Below are 17,353 nucleotides of genomic sequence, written 5' to 3' on the forward strand. Positions count from 1 at the left end.
GCGAGCGCCATCTTCGATGGCGCTCGCTTCCAATCGAGAGTTTTCCCATGACAGTGACCGCCCGCAATGCCGAAGCGATCGGCGCGCACCGGCTGCGTGAACGCAGGCGCTGGCGCAGCCTGCTCCTTTTTGTCGCGCTGATGGCGGTCTGTCTCGTTCTCGATATCGCGACAGGCCCCTCGCTGCTGTCGCCGGCAGAAGTGGTGCGGTCGCTCACGGGTCTCGGCGAGCGGGCAGGAATGACTGATGCCATCGTTCGCGGCTTGCGCCTGCCCATGGCGCTGATGGCGCTTGCCGTCGGTGCAGCGCTCGGGGCCGGAGGCGCGCAGATGCAGACGCTTCCCAACAATCCGATGGCCAGCCCCTATACGCTCGGCATGGCGGCCGCGGCCGGGTTCGGAGCAGCCCTGGTTCTGGCGCTCGGCGGCTTCGGCCTCGATGCGATGATCGCCGTGCCGCTCGGCGCATTTGTCTTTTCCATGCTGGCGGCGCTCTTTCTCTTCACGCTTGCATCGATGCGCCGCATGACAGCGGAAACCATCATTCTCGGCGGCATCGCCCTTCTGTTCCTGTTCCAGTCGCTTCTGTCGCTGATCCAGTTCCTCTCCTCGCCGGAGCTGTCGCAGCAGATCTTGTTCTGGCTGTTCGGCAGTCTGACGAAGGCGACCTGGCCGACACTCGGTCTGACCGCGGCTGTCACGTTCGTCTGCTGCGCTATGCTCATGGCGGATTCCTGGAAGCTGGCGGCCCTGCGCATGGGCGAGATGCGGGCGGCAAGCCTCGGCGTCAATGTCCGGCTCTTACGCATGAAGGTCCTCGTCATCGTTGCCATCATGACAGCGACCGCCACCAGTTTCGTCGGCGTGATCGGCTTCATCGGCCTCGTCGCCCCGCACATCGCCCGCATGACGGTGGGTGAAGATCAGCGCTTCTTTCTGCCGATGTCGGTCGTCAGCGGCGCGCTGATGCTGTCGGCCGCCTCCGTCGTGTCGAAGTCGATCATTCCAGGCGCGCTGTTTCCGGTCGGTATCGTCACCGCCATCGTCGGCGTGCCGTTCCTGCTGTGGCTGATCTTTGCGCCGAAGAGGTCCGGCGCATGATCCGCCTCGAAAACATCGCCATCGAACGCGGCGGGCAAAGAATTGTCTCCGGTATCGATACCTGCCTGGAGGCTGGCAAGATCCACGCTGTCATCGGCCCCAACGGCACAGGCAAGACCACGCTTCTGCGGGCGCTCTTCGGCGACTTGCCGCTCGCCGAGGGCAGGCTCACGCTTGGCGGCAACAGCCTCTCCGCCGGACGCACGAGCGCGCGGACGCTGAAGTCCTGGCGCGAAAGCTTCGCCTATATGCCGCAGGATACCGCCGCCGATATTGCGCTCACCGTTCTCGAAGTCGTGGTGCTCGGGCGGCTTGGCCGGCTCTCGCTGCACATTGATGACGAGACGCTCGACATGGCGATGACGCGGCTTTCGCAGGCCGGCATCGCCCATCTTGCCGGCCGCGACATCGCGTCGCTGAGCGGCGGGCAAAGGCAGATGGCGCTGTTTGCGCAGGTGCTGATGCGCGCGCCGAAAGTCATGCTGCTGGACGAACCCGTCAGCGCGCTCGATCTGAAGCATCAGATCGCGCTGCTCGACCTGGTGCGCCGGGAAACGCGCGCCAATGGCTGGGTCACCATGGTCGTGCTGCATGATCTCAATCTGGCCTGCCAATATGCCGACAACCTGCTGGTGATCGCGGATGGCGCGATGAAAGCGAACGGTCACCCGCAATCGATCGTGACGCCTTCGCTGATCGCGCAGACCTATGGCGTGGATGTCGAAGTTTTGCGCGACCGCCGCGGCCAGCCCGTCATTCAGCCGCTGGTCGCCGAGACTGTGTGAGTGCCGCCAGCCGCAGCCGCGTTCACTGCGCTTTCGGCGCCGTCTTCTGCAGCTCGAGCAGAAGCTCGATCAGCTTCGGCGCCATCACCCTGATTTCCGAAAGGTGGACGGCGCTCAGCCTCGTCAGAAGCTCGTCCGCCTTCTCGGTCAGCAGCAGCGTCTGGCGGCGCCTGTCTGTGGGATCGGCATGGCGTTCGACCAGCCCGGCATCCGACAGCCGCCCGACGAGCTCGGTCGCCGTATGCGGCGCGATGATCAGCCGCTCGGCGAGCATGCCGATGGTCATGGTTTCGCCGCCGCGTTGCCCCTTAATCGCCAGCAGCGCCTGATGTTGCTGCACGGGCAGTCCTTCGGACTGGGCGGCCGACGCGCTGAAGTCCATGAACTGACGAAGCGCGAATCTGAGGTCGGCGAGCGCCTCGTAATCCTCCTGTCTCAGCGGCGGCGGGATTTTCTTCACACTCATTCTCCTCTGCCGCTTGCTTCGCAGGAGGCGATCCATGCGGGCGCTATTGCCGATCTCGAATAGATGGGCAGCCGCCGGCCGGTCAAGTGTGGCATCTTCCGAGAGATTTTCGCCTTCTTGCTTTCGTCCATTGATTTATATCGTATCGCGATATAATGACGCCACTCAAGCAGACCCATTTCCGCGTAGCAGAGGCTTCCATGGCGCAGCATCAACCCAGCAACCGGCCGCATGATTTTACCGGCGGTCTTTCCCGGCGCGAGGCCGGCGATTTCACCACCGACAGGCGGGTTCTCCTGCTGGTCGGGATGTCCATCATCGTCGGCACGGCGGGCGCCTTTGCGGCCTGGTGTCTCGTCAGCCTGATCGCGCTGGTCACCAATGTCATCTGGTTCGGAGAGATCGGCATTCAGCCTAACTCTCTGGCTTCAGTGCCGCGCTCGCTGTGGGTGGTGCTGGTGCCGCCGCTCGGCGGACTGGTCATCGGCCTGATGGCCCGCTTCGGGTCGGAAAAAATCCGCGGCCACGGCATTCCCGAGGCGATCGAAGCGATCCTGATCGGCGGCAGCCGGATGTCGCCGAAGGTCGCCGTGTTGAAGCCGCTGTCGTCGGCGATCTCGATCGGTACCGGCGGCCCGTTCGGCGCCGAGGGGCCGATCATCATGACCGGCGGGGCGATCGGATCGCTGTTCGCGCAATTCTTCCATATGAGCGCGGCCGAGCGGAAGACGCTGCTCGTCGCGGGTGCAGCCGCTGGCATGACGGCGATCTTCGGTTCACCCATCGCCGCCGTCATGCTGGCGGTGGAACTGCTGCTGTTCGAATGGAAGCCGCGCAGCTTCATTCCCGTCGCCGTTGCTGCCTGCGTGTCGATCTGCTGGCGTCCGCTGCTCTTTGGCACCGGACCGCTGTTCCCGACCCATTTCCAGGTGGATTTGCCCTGGTGGGGAATTTTCGCCTGTGCGGCAATGGGCATCATATCGGGGCTGCAATCGGGATTGCTGACGACACTGCTCTATCGGATCGAGGACTTGTTCGAGGCGCTGCCGATCCATTGGATGTGGTGGCCGATGCTCGGCGGTCTCGTCATCGGCCTCGGCGGCCTGATCGAACCTCGGGCGATGGGTGTCGGTTACGACATTATCGATGGCCTGCTCAACAACCGGCTGCTCGCACCGGCGGTGATGTCGATCCTGCTGGTGAAGACCGCCATCTGGCTGTTTGCCCTGTCGTCGGGCACCTCCGGCGGCGTGCTCGCGCCGCTTCTGATTTTCGGCGGCGCGCTCGGATGGCTGGTCGGCCTTGTCATGCCCGGCAATGATCCGGGCTTCTGGGCGCTGCTCGGCATGGCGGCGATGATGGGCGGAACGATGCGCGCGCCGCTGACGGGGACCTTCTTTGCGATGGAGATCACCGGCGACATCAGCACGCTCGTTCCTCTGCTCGCCGCAACGGTGGTGGCCTATGCCGTCACGGTTCTTCTCTTGCGCCGCTCGATCCTCACCGAGAAGATCGCCCGCCGCGGGCAGCACATCACCCGCGAATATGGCGTCGATCCCTTCGAACTCTCACGGGCAAGGGAGATCATGATCGGTGATGTCGACACGCTTCCCGTTACCATGACAATCGGCGAGGCCTGCGATTTCTTCGCCTCCGAGCAGAAGACGCACCGGATTTATCCGGTGGTCGATACGCAGGGCAAACTGGCCGGCATCGTCTCGCGGGCTGATGCCCTGCTCTGGCAGGGCAAGCCCGACCTCGCCGCCCAGACGCTTGGCGAAACCGTCACGGATGATTCCGTTCCCGTCGGGCATCCTGACGATACGGTCGCATTCATTGCCGATCTGATGCTGTCGACGGATAACGGCCGTATTCCGATCGTCGATCCGGCATCGGGCAGACTGCGCGGCCTGATCGCCCGAAAAGATCTGCTGCGGCTGCGCAGTTCCTTGAGGTCCGCGGAACTGGACCGGCGGCCCTATCTGACCGCAGGAGCGAGAAGCAAACCGTGATGGCCGCGCCGCTTGCCACTCCTCCAGTTTTGGCTTATATAGTCATGATGGTCACTCTAGTCATGAGGCTGAGCAATGCAGCCATCACGGGAAGGCGATGAAAGCTGGACCGTTGCCAGCGCAAAGGCGAAGCTTTCCGAGGTTATCGAACGGGCGCAATCCGCGCCGCAGACGATAACCCGGAACGGCAAGCCGAGCGTCGTCGTCGTCTCCGCTGAGGAATGGCAGCGCAAGACTGCGCGCAAGGGTACGCTTGTCGAATTTCTGATGAGTTCGCCGCTGCGCGGCGCTGATCTGGATCTCGAGCGTCAACGCGACGAACCGCGTGATCCTGAACTGTGAGGCTTCTGCTGGACACCAACGTCCTGTCCGAGGTGACGAAGCCGAACCCTGACATGCGCGTCTTGGCGTGGCTGGATAAGCTCGACGAGGATCGCACCTTCATCAGCATCGTGTCGATCGCGGAGATCAGGCGTGGTGTCGCCTTGATGGACAGCGGACGAAAACGCGACGCGCTGACCGAATGGCTTGCCCGGGACCTGCCGCAACGCTTCCAGCGCCGCATCATCCCGGTGGAGGAGCCGGTTGCCTTGGCCTGGGGCGACCTGATGGGCCAGGCGAAGCGGAGCGGTCGCGGCCTCTCCTCGATGGACGGCCTGATCGCAGCAACCGCGGTTGCTCACGATCTCACTCTGGCTACACGTAACACCAGAGATTTCGTGGGATTCGGGATCGAACTCGTTGATCCCTGGCTCGATCCTCTCGATCTCTGGGTCGATCCCTAGACCGTGTAATCCGGGTAGGCCTGGGGCCGCAGCCTTCAATGCAGCCCGAACAGGTTGAGCAGCTCCTCGCGGTGCCGGACGAATTCCGGTGCGCTGCGGTCGCGCGGGCGCGGCAGATCGATGTCGATCAGGCGCGGTTCGGCCCCCTTTTCCCGCGGCAGGATCAGGATCCGGTCGGCGAGATAGATCGCTTCCTCGAGATCGTGGGTGACGAGAATGGTCGTCACATCCTCATCGCGCCAGATCCGGGCGAGTTCCTGCTGCATGCCGATCTTGGTCATCGCATCGAGCGCGCCGAGCGGTTCGTCGAGCAGCAGGATTTCCGGCTGGACGGCAAGCGCTCGGGCGATGCCGACGCGCTGTGCCATGCCGCCGGAGAGTTGCCGGGGATAGGCCGCCTCGAACTGCTGCAGACCGACGAGCTTGACGTAGTGACGCGCCCGCGCCCTCGCCTGCTCGCGGGTGAGGCCTCTCGTTTCCAGGCCGAAGGCGACGTTGCCGAGCACATCGAGCCAGGGAAGAAGGCGCGGCTCCTGGAAGATGACGGCGCGTTCCGCGCCGACGCCGCGGATCGCCTTGCCGTCGACAAGCACGTCACCGGTGTCGGCCTCTTCGAGGCCGGCCAGAACCCTGAGCAGGGTCGTCTTGCCCGAACCGCTGGCGCCGACGATTGCAAGGCTTTCGCCGGAGCGGATGTGGAGATTGATATCTTTCAGAACCTGCAGATGGCTGCCGTTCAGCTTGTAGGATTTGGAAAGGTGACGGATCGTCACCTCTCCGCGGCGAATGTCTTGGGCGAGGCTCATCACTCTTCCTCAGTTGCTTGCCGGCTTGGCATCGGCCGCGAAGATGATGTCCTTCGCCGCCAGCTGGCCTTGCTTCAGTTTGCCCTCGCGAACCAGGACGTCGATCCAGAACTGGATATCGCGTTCAACAGGCAGGCCGCCGGCGCGCACGCCGTAGCCGCGGAAGTATTGAGCAATATCAGGGTTTTCGCCGCGTTCGGTCAGGGCCTTGGCCAGGATCTTCTTGGTTTCCTCGGGATGTTCGCGGGCATAATCGAGGGCGCGGGCCGACTGCTCGACGAAGATCTTCGAGGCTTCGGGATGCTTCTGAATGAAATCGCGGCGCAGAACCACGAAGCCGCCGGCAATGTCGCCGAGCACGTCGGTATCGTCGAAGACCGCCCGCAGGCCGCCATTCTTCAGCGCCGCACCCTCGAAGGTCGTCTGCCAATAGCCGAAGGCGGCAATATCGACTTGCTTGGAGCGCAGCACCTGTTCGAGCTGCGGCCCGGGAACGACGACCTGATTGGCGGAGTCGCTTGGCAGGCCGACGGAGTGCAGGGCTTCGCGGATCGTGTAGTCGAGATGGGCGCCGAGCGTGTTGACGGCGATGCTCTTGCCGGCGATGTCCTTGATGCTTTTGATCGGGCTGTCTTCCAGCACGTAGAATGTCGACTGCACCTCGTCATTGATGCCGTTCGACGGATAGGCGGCGACAAAGTCGTTGCCGCCGATGATCGAGTTCAAAACGGCTGACGTGGCGGCGCTGCCGATCTCGACGTCACCGGATGCGAGCGCGATGAGGGAGGCCGGGCCGCCCTGGGCATAGCCGACATTCTCCAGCGTGATGCCGGTGTCTTTGAAATAGCCGAGTGCGTCGGCGAGTTCATGGGCGGCAAGGCCGCCCTGGCTCGCGAGATAGCGCAGCTTCACGGTATCGGCGGCGGCTGCCGGCGTGGCGAGACCGAGCGCGATCACGGCCGGCAGGAGAAGGTTGCGGGGATGGAAAGTCATGACGTGTCCTTTCGGAAGAGGAAATCGGAGAAAGCGGTCAGGCGTTCGGCTGAGACCAGCGGCAGAGGCGGCGCTGCAGGAGAACCAGCAAGGCATTGGCTGCAAGGCCGAGAAAGGCGAGCAGCAGGATCGCCGCAAACATCAGCGGGATCTGGAAATTGTACTGGGCGTTCATGACCTGGAAGCCGATGCCCTTGTTGGCGCCGATCATTTCGGCGGCGATCAGCAGGAGAAGCGCCGTCGTCGCCGAGAGGCGCAGCCCGACGAAGATTGCGGGGACGGAGGCCGGCAGGATGACGCGGCGGAAGACGGTCAGCGATCCGGCGCCATAGGTGCGCGCCATCTCGATGAGCTTCTGGTCCACCTCCTTGACGCCGCCGATCGTGGCAAGCAGCACCGGAAACAGCGTCGCCCAGAAGATCACGAAGATCTTGGATGTTTCGCCGAGGCCGAGCAGCAGGATGAAGACCGGATAGAGCGCCAGCGCCGAGGTCTGGCGGAAGAGTTGCAGGATGGGATCGAGCGCCTGCTCGACCGCACGAACCTGGCCCATGAACAGACCGAGCGGAATGCCGATCACGACTGCAAAGACGAAGGCGGTTCCGGATCGCTGCAGACTAATGGCGATGTCATCGAGCAGCGCGCCGTTGGCAAGGTTGGTCCACAGAGCCGAGAGGATTGCGTTCAAGGGCGGGAAGACGGCGGGATTGACCCAACCTTCGGTGCTCGATACCTGCCAGAGCGCGAGGAAAGCGAGGAGCAGGCCATAACGCGGCAAAAGCGATGCCAGCGCGCCGCGCAGATAGGATGCGAGGATCGAGATCGTGCTTGTTTCGCCGCTTTTCAGGCGGCCGAAGCTTCTCGGGAGGACCTGGTTGATTTCATAGGCCATGGGTCGCTCCTCACTCTGCTGCCTGAAGGGCTGCGTGTTCGGCAGCCCATCGATTGGCGGGGAAAGGCAGGCCGAGATTTTCCCGGAGCGTCCTGCCCTCATAGGCGGTGCGGAACAGGCCGCGGCGCTGCAGTTCCGGGATGACCAGATCGACGAAATCGTCGAGGGCCGTCGGCAGCCAGGGCGGCAGAATGTTGAAGCCGTCGGCCGCTTCGTTCTCGAACCAAGTCTGCAGCGTGTCGGCGATCTGCTCGGCCGTGCCGACGATGGTGTAGTGGCCGCGGGCCGATGCGATCCACTGATAGAGCTGGCGGATGGTGAAGTTGTTTTCATCGGCGATCTGGCGGATGAGGGCCTGGCGACTCTTCATGCCTTCCGTCGGCGGCGCCGGCGGCAGAGGACCATCGAGATCATAACCGTGCAGGTCGAGCGTGCCGCCGGTCAGGCCGTTGAGGAGGCCGATCCCGTCCTCTTCGACGATGAGCGAGGTCAGGCGATCATACTTCTCCCGCGCCTCGGCTTCGGTCCTGCCGACGAAGGCGGAGACGCCGGGCATGACCAGGATGTGATCGGGGTTGCGACCGAGACCGCGGGCGCGTGCCTTGATATCACGGTAGAATTCCTGGGCGGTTTCGATGTGCTGATGGGCGGTGAAGATCACTTCGGCCGTTGCCGCGGCAAGCCCGCGCCCGTCGTCCGACTGCCCGGCCTGGACGATGACGGGATGTCCCTGCGGCGAGCGCGAGACGTTGAGCGGGCCGCGCACGCTGAAATGCTCGCCGCGATGGTCGGTATCGTGCAACTTCGCCGGATCGAAGAACACGCCGCTCTCCTTGTCGCGGATGAACGCGTCGTCCTCGAAGCTCTCCCAGAGTTTGCGGACGACGTCGACATGTTCGGCGGCACGGCGATAGCGCTCGGCATGCGGAAGCTGCGTGTCGCGATTGAAGTTCTGCGCCGTGAGATCACCCGTGGTGGTCACGACATTCCAGCCGGCGCGGCCCTCCGAGATCAGATCGAGCGAAGCGAATTTACGGGCGGTCGTATAAGGCTCCTCATAGGTGGTCGAGGAGGTGGCGATAAAGCCGAGATGGGTGGTCAGAGGCGCGAGTGCGGAAAACAAGGTGACGGGCTCGAAGCCGGCGACACGGGCATTGCCGCCTTCGCGTGCGCCGCCAAAACCGACGGCCAGCCCATCGGCCAGGAAGTAGGCATCGAAGAGGCCGCGCTCAGCCGTCAGGGCGAGTTGCTTGTGAAACTCGAAACTGGTGGCGCCGTCGGCCGGCTGGTCGGGATGGCGCCACGAGGCGACGTGCTGACCGCCACCGGGGAGAAATGCTCCAAGCCTGATTTTCCGTGTCATTTCGTGTCCTCTCCGTTTGCCGTCCGCAGCCCGGTCTTTCCCAAGCCAAGGTATGAAAGGTCGGCTGCCGGAGTACTAAAATACGTTCTCCATAGATTTTATAGAGAAACTTCATTCCGTAGTTTCGGGAGAAGAGTGAATAGATTTTCGGGATTGGCTTGAATCTGGAAATCAACGATCGGGCTAAACGGGGAGGTCTTCCACGTCTTCGGTCCGGATAGGTCGATACGCAGCATTCCGCGAGCCCGGCGAAGAGCCTGGGGCGCGTGACTAAAAGGGCATGCCGCTGGTGACCGGTTTATGCACGATTCCCGTATCGCCGGCGATCGATCATATGTTTCTGCCCGGGCGTCAGCCTCGTTTTGGCCGGGCTGGGGCATGCTCCAGGCCGGCGGCGGCCTTCTTCAGGCAGTCGAGATAGCGGTCCCGGTTGGCGATGCCGTCGTCGCGCGGGGTGACGAGGCAGACCGTTGCGGCGGCATGGCCTTCCTCGCCGCGCACCGGCACGGCAAAACAATGGGTGAAGCTGTCGACGATGCTGTTGAAGGTGAAGAGGCCCTCGCGCTCGGCCTGGCGCACCTCGGCGATGAAGGTCTGGGGCTCGAGCCATTCGCCGCCCGGCAGGCGGAAATCCTGCGGCGGAATGAAATTCAGGATGTCCTGATCCGAAAGATGCGCAACCAGCAGCCGTCCCGACGCCGTCCACGGGATCGGCACCGACTGGCCGACATCGGTCGAAATGCGGAACGGCCGCGCGCCTTCGCGCATGCGCACCACCGTATACCGGTTGCCATCCAGCATGCAGAACTGCGCCGTCTCGCGTGTCTCGTCGGCAAGCCGTTCCAGCGTCGCCTCGCATTCGCGGGTGAAATCGAAATGATTTTCATAGGCGGCGCCGAGGAAATAGAGTTTGCGGCCGAGATAGACCCGTCCCTCGCCGCCGGTGAATTCCAGAATGCCGTTGCTCAGCAGCAGGTTGACGAGTTCGTAGACCGAGGAGCGCGGCGCGCCGATCTGCGCTGCGATTTCGTTCGGCTTCAGCGCTTGCCGTTTCTGGCGCAGGAAATCGAGGATTTCGAAGGCGCGGTCGAGCCCGCGGGCGCGTTTGCCGGCTGCTTCGTCCTGAACTGCATCCATTGCTGTCGATCCCAATTTCTGTTCGGCCAAGCTTTTCAAATCCTCCGCCGCATCTGTCAACCGGCCTCCGTGATTTCACAGCAGACGAAAATTTTTTTCACCCCTCTTGCGAGGTGGAAAAATCGGCATAAGATCGCCTCGTCCGGTATAAAGATCATATGTACAATATATTGGACATTGATGGCAGGCCGTCAAGGCTGCCGCACAAAAAAGGGGATCGACATGAAGAATTTTGAAAACAACATTTCCGCTTCACTGCGCCGCCGCCTTCTCGCCGGTGCTGCCGCTGCCGCGGCCCTCCTCGTCTTTTCCACGGGCACGGCCTTGGCCGCCGCCAATTGCATCAAGGGCGATAGGAAAGCGCCCTATACGGTCGGCTGGGCGAACATCTATTCGGTGCCGACCTGGATGAAGCAGACCGAAGGCACCATCACGGCCGAGGTGGAGGAGCTGAAAAAAGCCGGTCTCGTCAAGGACCTGATGATCACCGACGCGCAGGGCAACGCCCAGACGCAGATCCAGCATATCCAGTCGATGATCGACGCCAATGTCGACGCCATCGTCGTCATCGCCGGCTCCTCCAACGCGCTCGACCGCGTCATTTCAGATGCCTGTGACAAGGGCATCGCCGTCGTCAATTTCGACAGCCTTGTGAACACCGACAAGGTGACGGCGAAGATCAACACCGATTCCAACGAATGGGGTGCGACGGCGGCCAAGTGGATGGTCAGCCAGCTCGGCGGCAAGGGCAAGATCATCATCATGAACGGCCCGGCCGGCATTTCGGTCAGCGATGATCGCCGCAAGGGCGCCCAGCCGGTCCTCGACGCCAATCCGGGTCTCAAAGTGATCACCGAGACCAACACCGAATATAACGTCGCGCCCGCACAGGAAGCGATGACCAGCCTGCTGTTTGCCAATCCCGAGATCGACGGCGTGCTGTCGCTCGGCGGCGCGCTGTCGGCCGGCTCCGTCCTCGCCTTCGAGCGCCAGGGCCGCGACCAGGTGCCGACGACGGGCGAAAACGCCAGGCAGTTCCTGGAACTCTGGAAGGAGAAGGGCTTGAAGGGCTGGGCGACGATGCAGCCAAACTGGCTCGGCGCGCTTTCCGTCTATACCGCTGTGCAGGCGCTACAAGGCAAGGACGTGCCTTCCTTCGTCAAGGTGCCGCTGCCCGTCATCGACGACAGCACCATCGGCAGCTACCTCGCCCGCGCCGACAAGTTCCCGGCCGACGGCTACATCTACTCGGATTACGACCAGGCGCTCTTCGACAAGCTGCTTGCCAAGTAATCCTGAGCTGAGGACACCGTCATGACGGAAGAACGGCCCCTGCTGGAAGCCCGGCAGGTGTTCAAGGGATTTTTCGGAAACCCCGTTTTGAAGGGCGTCGACATCGCCCTTCTGCCGGGCAGGGTTCACGCCCTGCTCGGCGAAAACGGCGCCGGCAAGTCGACGCTGATCAATCTCCTGTCCGGCGCCCTTCAGCCGGACAGCGGCTCCATCCTCATCGACGGCAAGCCTGTCGGGCGTTTCAGCCCGGCGGCGGCGCGCGCGGCCGGTATCGCCGTGGTTCAGCAGGAGCTGAGCCTGACGGCCAGCCTGTCGATTGCCGAAAACATCGGGACCGGCGCCTTTCCGCGCCGGTTCGGCCTGATCGATTACGCAGCGCTGCATCGCGGCGTGCAGGAGGTCTGCGATATGGTCGGGCTCACTGAACTGCTCGACATGCCGGTCGCCGATCTCGCGCTCGGCCGCCGTCAGATGGTGGAGATCGCCAAGGCGCTGTTCCGCAAACCGCGCGTGCTGATCCTGGATGAGCCGACCTCATCGCTCTCCGCGCATGAAGCCGGCATCCTTGCCCGCCTCATCGAAACGCTCAAGGGCCGCGGCATCGCACTTCTCTATATTTCCCACCGCCTGAACGAGGTGCAGGCGCTCTGCTCGCATGTCACGGTGCTGAAAGACGGCGGGGTCACGGCCGATCAGTCGCTCTCCGGCATCGACGGCGAGGGGCTGGTCCGCCTGATGGTCGGCCGCGAGACCGGTGACCTGTTCCCGCCGCGTGTCGCCGCTAAGCCCGGCGCGATGCGCATCAGCGTCGAGAATTTTTCCGCCGGCATGGTGCGCCATATCGGCTTCTCCGCCCGGGCCGGCGAGATCGTCGGTATCGGCGGGTTGGTGGGACAGGGGCAGGAAGACCTGCTGCTCGGCCTCTATGGCGCGATTCCCGCGTCCGCGGCCCGGGCGGAAGTATCGGGAAATCCCGGTCTGCCCGCAAATGTCGGCGCGGCGAATGCGGCGGGTATCGTCTATGTGCCGGCTGACCGCAAACATGAGGGACTGGTGCTGCCCCACTCCATCGCCGCCAATCTCGTCCTGCCCTCGCTCGGACGGCTCGCCCGCAAGGGGCTGCGCGACCTGACGGCGGAAACCGGCCTGGTCGCCGATCTCGCCTGCCGGCTGACGATCAAGGGCGATACGGCCCGCCCGGTGCAGGCGCTTTCCGGCGGCAACCAGCAGAAGGTGGCGCTCGCCAAATGGCTGCCGCTCGATCCGTCCATTCTGCTTCTCAACGATCCGACGCGCGGTGTCGACATCGAGACCAAGCGGGAAATCTACCTGATGCTGCGCGCCTTCGCCGCCGAGGGGCGGCTCGTCATTCTCGTCAGTTCCGATACGCCGGAGCTCGTCCATCTCTGCGACCGCGTCGTGGTTCTGCGCGAAGGCAGCGTCGCGGCAACACTGTCGCAGGATGCGATCAGCGAAGGCGCGATCGTCGGTGCGGCCATGGGTATCGCGGCTGCGACGCAGGGAGAGGCGGCATGAGCATGATTTCATCCTCCCGGCTCTACGGTTCGATCCAGCTCCGCCGCAACCGCGGCCTCGCCGGCCTCTATCTCGTCGTTGCCGCCTTTCTCATCCTCTATGCGGTGCTCTTTCCCGGCATCCTGTCCGTCGGCGGTTTCTCCAAATTCACGCAGAACTGGTTCCCGCTCGCGCTCGTTACCATGGCGCAGGCGCTGCTGATGCTGAACGGCGGCATCACCCTGGCGATCGGCCCGCTCGTCAGTCTCGGCGCGGTGATCGCGGCGACGACGATGCAAGGGGTGCTCGGCGTGCCGGGCGGCATTCTGGCTGTCGCGCTCGCCGGCCTTTCGATCGGCGCCGTCATCGGCGCCATCGTGACGCATCTGAGATTGCCGGCGATCATCGTCACGCTGGCCGGCTCCTTCATCATCAGCGGCGTCGCGCTGATCCTGCTGCCGCGGCCGGGCGGGTTCATTCCCGATTGGCTGTCCACGGCGCTTGCCGGCCACACGCCGGTTGCCTTCCTGCTGCTGGTCGTTATCCTCCTGCTCTGGAAAGCCTTTCTCGCAACGCCGCTCGGCCTCGGCATCTATGCGGCCGGCGACAACCCGGTCGGCGCATTCCGCTCCGGGGTCCCGGTCGAGCAGGTGAAGGTCGCAGCCTTCGCGCTCTCCGGTCTGCTTGCGGCGCTGACCGGCCTTTTCGTCGCGGCGCAGACCGGCTCGGGCGATCCCGTGATCGGCACACCCTTCACGCTGAACTCGATCGCCGCCGCCGTGCTCGGCGGCGTCGGCTTCCTCGGCGGCAAGGGCACGATGCGCGGCGCGATCTGCGGCAGCTTGCTGCTCTCCGTGATGATCAACGTCATGTTTTTCCTCGGCTTCCCGCCGGTTGCGCAATATGTCGCTCAAGGGTTGATCATCGTCGGGGCGGTCGCCATTCCGGAACTTCTTAAGGGTTGGAGGGCAAGGCGATGAACATCGTCAGATCCGCGTTTCGCAATCCACCGCTGCTCACCTTCCTTCTGGTCGCGCTCGTCTGGATCGTCGCAAGCGTCACGCTGCGCGGTTTCGGCGCCTATGGCCATCTGCGCTACCTGCTTGAACTCGCCGCGGTGATTGGCATCGTCGCGGCCGGCCAGACGCTCGTCATCCTGATGGGCGGCATCGATCTTTCCGTCGGTGCTGTCATCACTGTCACGGCGATCCTGCTGCCGCTGATCTCGCCGGCCTGGGATCCGACCGGCCTTGCCGGCATCGCGGCGGCGCTTGCCATCGCCACCGGCATCGGCCTGATGAACGGTGCGGGTGCTGCCTATCTTCGCGTGCCGCCGATCATCATGACGCTCGCCATGGCGACCTTCCTGCAGGGGCTGCTGGTCATCGTCGCCGGCGGCAGCGCCGTCACCGTCAGCAATCCGGCCGTCATTCTGCTCGGGCAGGCGCGGCCGCTCGGCATTCCCTCGGGAATTCTGCTATGGCTCGCCGTCTCGATCGTCGTGCTGCTGCTCGTCCACCGCATGCCGATCGGCGCCCGGTTCGTGGCGCTCGGGGCAAACCCGCTCGCCGCCCGGCTTTCCGGCGTCAGCATCACCCGCAACACACTGATCGCCCATACCCTGTCCGGCTTCTTCGCCGGGCTTGCCGGCATTCTCGTGCTCGGCATGAACCGGCAAGGTTATGTCGGCATCGGCGACCCCTATTTGCTGACCTCGATCGCCGCCGTCGTGCTCGGCGGCACCTCCATCCTCGGCGGCCGCGGCACCTATGCCGGCACCATTCCGGGGGCGATCCTGCTCGTCACCACGACGGCGCTGATCACCGTCGTCAACGCCTCGCCCGGCTGGCGCTCGATCATGTTCGGCACGCTGATCCTTGCCCTGCTGCTCGTTTCCGGCCGCGAGGCGCGCAGATGACGAAGCGCTATGACGGGCCGGTGATCGACCCGCATCATCATCTCTGGGACCTCAGCCTGCAGCGCCATCCCTGGCTTCAGAAAGCGCGCGAGACCGGCGAGGAGATGGTGGTCGGAAACCTCGGACCGATCCTGCGTGATTACGGCATCGACGATTATCGCGCCGATGCCGCGCGACAGAACGTCATTGCGACGGTGCATGTGGAGGCCGGCTGGTCGGTTGCCTATCCGCTGGAGGAGAGCCGCTGGCTTGAGGGTCTCGACCGCAGTTCCGGCGTGGCCCGCCGCTATATCGCCCGCGTTCCCCTCGACGGTCCGGATGCCGCGCGCCTGCTCGAAGCCGAAGCGGAAAACCCCAACGTCGTCGGCATCCGCGATATTCTGAGCTGGCATCCCGATGTGGCGAAGCGTTTTGCATCGCGTCCGGATCGCATGGCCGATCCCGCCTGGCGCGCGGGGCTTGCCCATGCCATGCGGCTCGGGCTGGTCTTCGACCTGATGCTCTATCCCTGGCAGATGGCTGAGGCGCTCGATCTGGTGCAGGCTTTTCCCGACACGCTTTTCGTCCTCAACCACGGCGGCAGCCCGATCGACCGGACGGAGGACGGCATGGCGCTCTGGCACCGCGGCCTGCGGGCGCTCGGCAAAGAGCCGAACCTGCGCCTGAAGATCTCCGACCTCGTCGCCTATGACCATGCGTGGACGCTCGAAAGCCTGCGGCCGGTGATCGAACATTGCCTCGCTTGTTTCGGCCCTGAACGTGCGATGTTTGCCAGCGACTTCCCGGTCGCAGGCCTGCATGCCTCTTTCGACCAGGTCTATCAGGTGTTCCGCACGGTCGCCGCCGAGTTCTCTCTGGACGAGCAACGCGCTTTGTTCTTTGCCACCGCCAACGACACCTATCGCCTTGGTTTGGCCGATCCGGCCGAGATCGGGAGAGGTTCCCATGTCTGATCTTCAAACTGCGACCGAAAACGTGCTGATCGACGAGCGGGTGCGGGGCTTTCCGCCCGGCCACCCGCCGCTGCCGCTCGTGGCCATCGGAACCCGGGGATGGAGGCCCTATGATGGCCGGATGGCGCTGCCGCTGATCTCGCTCGACCGGCAGGCCTTCGCCGGTAATGTCGAGCTGATGATGGCCTATGTGAAGAGCAATAGGGCCGAAATCGCGCCGCACGCCAAGACGCCGATGTCGACGGCGCTGGCGGACATGCTTCTTTCGGCGGGCGCCTGGGGCGCGACGGTTGCCGACATTCGTCAGACCGCCGTGCTGCTCAAGGCCGGACAGCGCCGGTTGATCCTCGCCAACGAGATCGGCGGGGTCGCCGCGGCCTGCCGGCTGGCGGCCCTGCTCGGCCATTATCCCGATGCGGAGCTCCATGTCTTCGTGGATTCGACAGCGCTCGTCGAGGCGCTTGCCTTCGCCTGGCAGGAGCGCGCCGATCTGCCGCCTCTTGGCCTGCTGGTGGAATTCGGCGCCGGCCGCGCCGGTCTTCGTAGCGCCGAAGCCGCGGCGGGAATTCTCGACGCAATCCTTGCCGTGGAGACGCCGGCCTTGCGGCTGAGCGGCATCGCCGCCTATGAGGGTGCGGCCGCGACCGCCGATCCGGAAGAAACGATGCTTCGCATCGACGCGCTGATGGCGATGACATCAGATTTCCTGCCGAAGATCCGCGTCCGCATCGGAAGAGAGCGGCCGCTTCTCGTCACATCAGGCGGTTCGGTGTTTTTCGACATCGTCGTCGCGCGGCTTTCGGCCGTCGTCGCGGCCGATCCCGCCTGCCGGCTCGTGCTGCGCAGCGGCGCGATCTTCTTTCACGACCATGGCGTCTATGAGCGTGGCCTTGCCGGTCTCGATGCGCGCGGCGGCTTTCGCATCGGCGGCGAGATCGTTTCCGCGGCGGCGGCTTTCCGTCCGACGCTCAGGGTCTGGGCCGAGGTCCTGTCGCGGCCGGAGCCAGGGCTTGCGATTGCAGGCATGGGCATGCGCGACGTGGCGATGGACCAGGACTTGCCGCGGCCGCTGGCGCTTTATCGCAATGGCGTGCACCTTGCCGATCTCGACGGCGCCAGAGTTTTCCGCCTCAACGACCAGCACGCCTTCATGGCGCTTGCCGATGACAGCGACGTCGCCGTGGGCGACGTCATCGAGTTCGGCATCTCGCATCCCTGCACCTGCCTGGACCGGCATGCGATCCTTTACGGCCTCGATCCGGATCATTCGGTGACGGCAGCCTATTTCACAAGCTTCGGCTGAATTCTCCCTGCAAAACCAAGAAAAGGAAAAGC

Annotated in this window: 17 protein-coding genes; 11 read left to right on the forward strand and 6 right to left on the reverse strand. The window is 64.1% G+C overall.

Translation table 11 applies throughout. From position 1 onward, the window contains the following. The first annotated feature begins 47 nt into the window (after nt 1-47). Nucleotides 48-1,100 (forward strand): FecCD family ABC transporter permease, encoded by a 1,053-nt coding sequence (locus AMK05_RS23390; protein ID WP_064841691.1) that lies wholly within the window; start codon nt 48-50, stop codon nt 1,098-1,100. After that, a complete protein-coding gene (locus tag AMK05_RS23395) occupies nt 1,097-1,885 on the forward strand; it encodes an ABC transporter ATP-binding protein (protein ID WP_064841692.1) in 789 nt (262 codons plus the stop codon). The genes AMK05_RS23390 and AMK05_RS23395 overlap by 4 nt, the downstream gene beginning before the upstream one ends. A gap of 22 nt (nt 1,886-1,907) precedes the next feature. Here the strand turns inward: AMK05_RS23395 and AMK05_RS23400 are convergent, their stop codons facing one another. Continuing rightward, nucleotides 1,908-2,345 carry a MarR family winged helix-turn-helix transcriptional regulator gene (locus AMK05_RS23400; RefSeq protein WP_064841693.1) on the reverse strand — a complete coding sequence of 146 codons (438 nt, stop codon included), beginning with the start codon at nt 2,343-2,345 and terminating at the stop codon, nt 1,908-1,910. 206 nt (nt 2,346-2,551) lie between these two features. Here AMK05_RS23400 and AMK05_RS23405 point away from each other — a divergent pair, with 206 nt between their 5' ends. The 3 genes from AMK05_RS23405 to AMK05_RS23415 all read left to right on the forward strand — a co-directional run bounded on the left by AMK05_RS23405 (nt 2,552) and on the right by AMK05_RS23415 (nt 5,148). Beyond that, on the forward strand, nt 2,552-4,363 hold the full coding sequence (locus AMK05_RS23405; protein WP_064841694.1) for a chloride channel protein: 1,812 nt from the start codon (nt 2,552-2,554) through the stop codon (nt 4,361-4,363). Between the two features lie 75 nt (nt 4,364-4,438). Continuing rightward, nucleotides 4,439-4,705, forward strand: a complete 267-nt coding sequence (locus tag AMK05_RS23410) for a type II toxin-antitoxin system Phd/YefM family antitoxin (RefSeq protein WP_064841695.1) — start codon at nt 4,439-4,441, stop codon at nt 4,703-4,705. Continuing rightward, nucleotides 4,702-5,148, forward strand: coding sequence for a type II toxin-antitoxin system VapC family toxin (locus AMK05_RS23415; RefSeq protein ID WP_064841696.1), 447 nt, complete (start codon nt 4,702-4,704; stop codon nt 5,146-5,148). The genes AMK05_RS23410 and AMK05_RS23415 overlap by 4 nt, the downstream gene beginning before the upstream one ends. 35 nt (nt 5,149-5,183) lie before the next feature. Here AMK05_RS23415 and AMK05_RS23420 read toward each other — a convergent pair whose 3' ends face one another. The 5 genes from AMK05_RS23420 to AMK05_RS23440 form a co-directional block, all read right to left on the reverse strand. Next, the gene (locus AMK05_RS23420; RefSeq protein WP_064841697.1) at nt 5,184-5,954 is read right to left on the reverse strand and encodes an ABC transporter ATP-binding protein; all 771 of its coding nucleotides are present in this window, start codon (nt 5,952-5,954) and stop codon (nt 5,184-5,186) included. A gap of 9 nt (nt 5,955-5,963) precedes the next feature. Further along, the gene (locus tag AMK05_RS23425; protein ID WP_064841698.1) at nt 5,964-6,947 is read right to left on the reverse strand and encodes an ABC transporter substrate-binding protein; all 984 of its coding nucleotides are present in this window, start codon (nt 6,945-6,947) and stop codon (nt 5,964-5,966) included. A gap of 37 nt (nt 6,948-6,984) precedes the next feature. Further along, the gene (locus AMK05_RS23430; protein WP_064841699.1) at nt 6,985-7,839 is read right to left on the reverse strand and encodes an ABC transporter permease; all 855 of its coding nucleotides are present in this window, start codon (nt 7,837-7,839) and stop codon (nt 6,985-6,987) included. 10 nt (nt 7,840-7,849) lie between these two features. Further along, entirely contained in the window at nt 7,850-9,202 is a 1,353-nt protein-coding gene (locus AMK05_RS23435) for an LLM class flavin-dependent oxidoreductase (protein WP_064841700.1), read from the reverse strand. A 351-nt stretch (nt 9,203-9,553) separates the two neighbouring features. After that, complete coding sequence (locus tag AMK05_RS23440; protein WP_064841701.1) at nt 9,554-10,339, reverse strand: IclR family transcriptional regulator; 786 nt, start codon at nt 10,337-10,339, stop codon at nt 9,554-9,556. A gap of 222 nt (nt 10,340-10,561) precedes the next feature. Between AMK05_RS23440 and AMK05_RS23445 the strand changes: the two genes are divergently transcribed. From AMK05_RS23445 to AMK05_RS23470, 6 genes are read left to right on the forward strand one after another with little or no spacing between them, the layout of a single operon-like run. Continuing rightward, a complete protein-coding gene (locus AMK05_RS23445; protein WP_064841702.1) occupies nt 10,562-11,632 on the forward strand; it encodes an ABC transporter substrate-binding protein in 1,071 nt (356 codons plus the stop codon). A 21-nt stretch (nt 11,633-11,653) separates the two neighbouring features. Further along, nucleotides 11,654-13,168 (forward strand): sugar ABC transporter ATP-binding protein, encoded by a 1,515-nt coding sequence (locus AMK05_RS23450; RefSeq protein WP_064841703.1) that lies wholly within the window; start codon nt 11,654-11,656, stop codon nt 13,166-13,168. Continuing rightward, a complete protein-coding gene (locus tag AMK05_RS23455) occupies nt 13,165-14,127 on the forward strand; it encodes an ABC transporter permease (RefSeq protein WP_064841704.1) in 963 nt (320 codons plus the stop codon). Before AMK05_RS23450 ends, AMK05_RS23455 begins: the two co-directional genes overlap by 4 nt. Continuing rightward, the gene (locus AMK05_RS23460; RefSeq protein ID WP_064841705.1) at nt 14,124-15,065 is read left to right on the forward strand and encodes an ABC transporter permease; all 942 of its coding nucleotides are present in this window, start codon (nt 14,124-14,126) and stop codon (nt 15,063-15,065) included. The genes AMK05_RS23455 and AMK05_RS23460 overlap by 4 nt, the downstream gene beginning before the upstream one ends. After that, nucleotides 15,062-16,018 (forward strand): amidohydrolase family protein, encoded by a 957-nt coding sequence (locus AMK05_RS23465; RefSeq protein WP_064841706.1) that lies wholly within the window; start codon nt 15,062-15,064, stop codon nt 16,016-16,018. The genes AMK05_RS23460 and AMK05_RS23465 overlap by 4 nt, the downstream gene beginning before the upstream one ends. After that, the gene (locus AMK05_RS23470; protein WP_064841707.1) at nt 16,011-17,321 is read left to right on the forward strand and encodes an alanine racemase; all 1,311 of its coding nucleotides are present in this window, start codon (nt 16,011-16,013) and stop codon (nt 17,319-17,321) included. The genes AMK05_RS23465 and AMK05_RS23470 overlap by 8 nt, the downstream gene beginning before the upstream one ends. The last annotated feature ends 32 nt before the right edge of the window (nt 17,322-17,353 follow it).

Origin of the sequence: Rhizobium sp. N324, from assembly GCF_001664485.1 — a bacterium.
GTDB lineage: Bacteria > Pseudomonadota > Alphaproteobacteria > Rhizobiales > Rhizobiaceae > Rhizobium.

Coding starts and splice junctions, on each gene's coding strand:
- AMK05_RS23425 (WP_064841698.1), bottom strand. CDS start 6,947: ATGACTTTCCATCCCCGCAACCTTCTCCTGCCGGCCGTGATCGCGCTC.
- AMK05_RS23460 (WP_064841705.1), top strand. CDS start 14,124: ATGAACATCGTCAGATCCGCGTTTCGCAATCCACCGCTGCTCACCTTC.
- AMK05_RS23430 (WP_064841699.1), bottom strand. CDS start 7,839: ATGGCCTATGAAATCAACCAGGTCCTCCCGAGAAGCTTCGGCCGCCTG.
- AMK05_RS23435 (WP_064841700.1), bottom strand. CDS start 9,202: ATGACACGGAAAATCAGGCTTGGAGCATTTCTCCCCGGTGGCGGTCAG.
- AMK05_RS23450 (WP_064841703.1), top strand. CDS start 11,654: ATGACGGAAGAACGGCCCCTGCTGGAAGCCCGGCAGGTGTTCAAGGGA.
- AMK05_RS23420 (WP_064841697.1), bottom strand. CDS start 5,954: ATGAGCCTCGCCCAAGACATTCGCCGCGGAGAGGTGACGATCCGTCAC.
- AMK05_RS23455 (WP_064841704.1), top strand. CDS start 13,165: ATGAGCATGATTTCATCCTCCCGGCTCTACGGTTCGATCCAGCTCCGC.
- AMK05_RS23465 (WP_064841706.1), top strand. CDS start 15,062: ATGACGAAGCGCTATGACGGGCCGGTGATCGACCCGCATCATCATCTC.
- AMK05_RS23445 (WP_064841702.1), top strand. CDS start 10,562: ATGAAGAATTTTGAAAACAACATTTCCGCTTCACTGCGCCGCCGCCTT.
- AMK05_RS23395 (WP_064841692.1), top strand. CDS start 1,097: ATGATCCGCCTCGAAAACATCGCCATCGAACGCGGCGGGCAAAGAATT.
- AMK05_RS23410 (WP_064841695.1), top strand. CDS start 4,439: ATGCAGCCATCACGGGAAGGCGATGAAAGCTGGACCGTTGCCAGCGCA.
- AMK05_RS23440 (WP_064841701.1), bottom strand. CDS start 10,339: ATGGATGCAGTTCAGGACGAAGCAGCCGGCAAACGCGCCCGCGGGCTC.
- AMK05_RS23390 (WP_064841691.1), top strand. CDS start 48: ATGACAGTGACCGCCCGCAATGCCGAAGCGATCGGCGCGCACCGGCTG.
- AMK05_RS23405 (WP_064841694.1), top strand. CDS start 2,552: ATGGCGCAGCATCAACCCAGCAACCGGCCGCATGATTTTACCGGCGGT.
- AMK05_RS23470 (WP_064841707.1), top strand. CDS start 16,011: ATGTCTGATCTTCAAACTGCGACCGAAAACGTGCTGATCGACGAGCGG.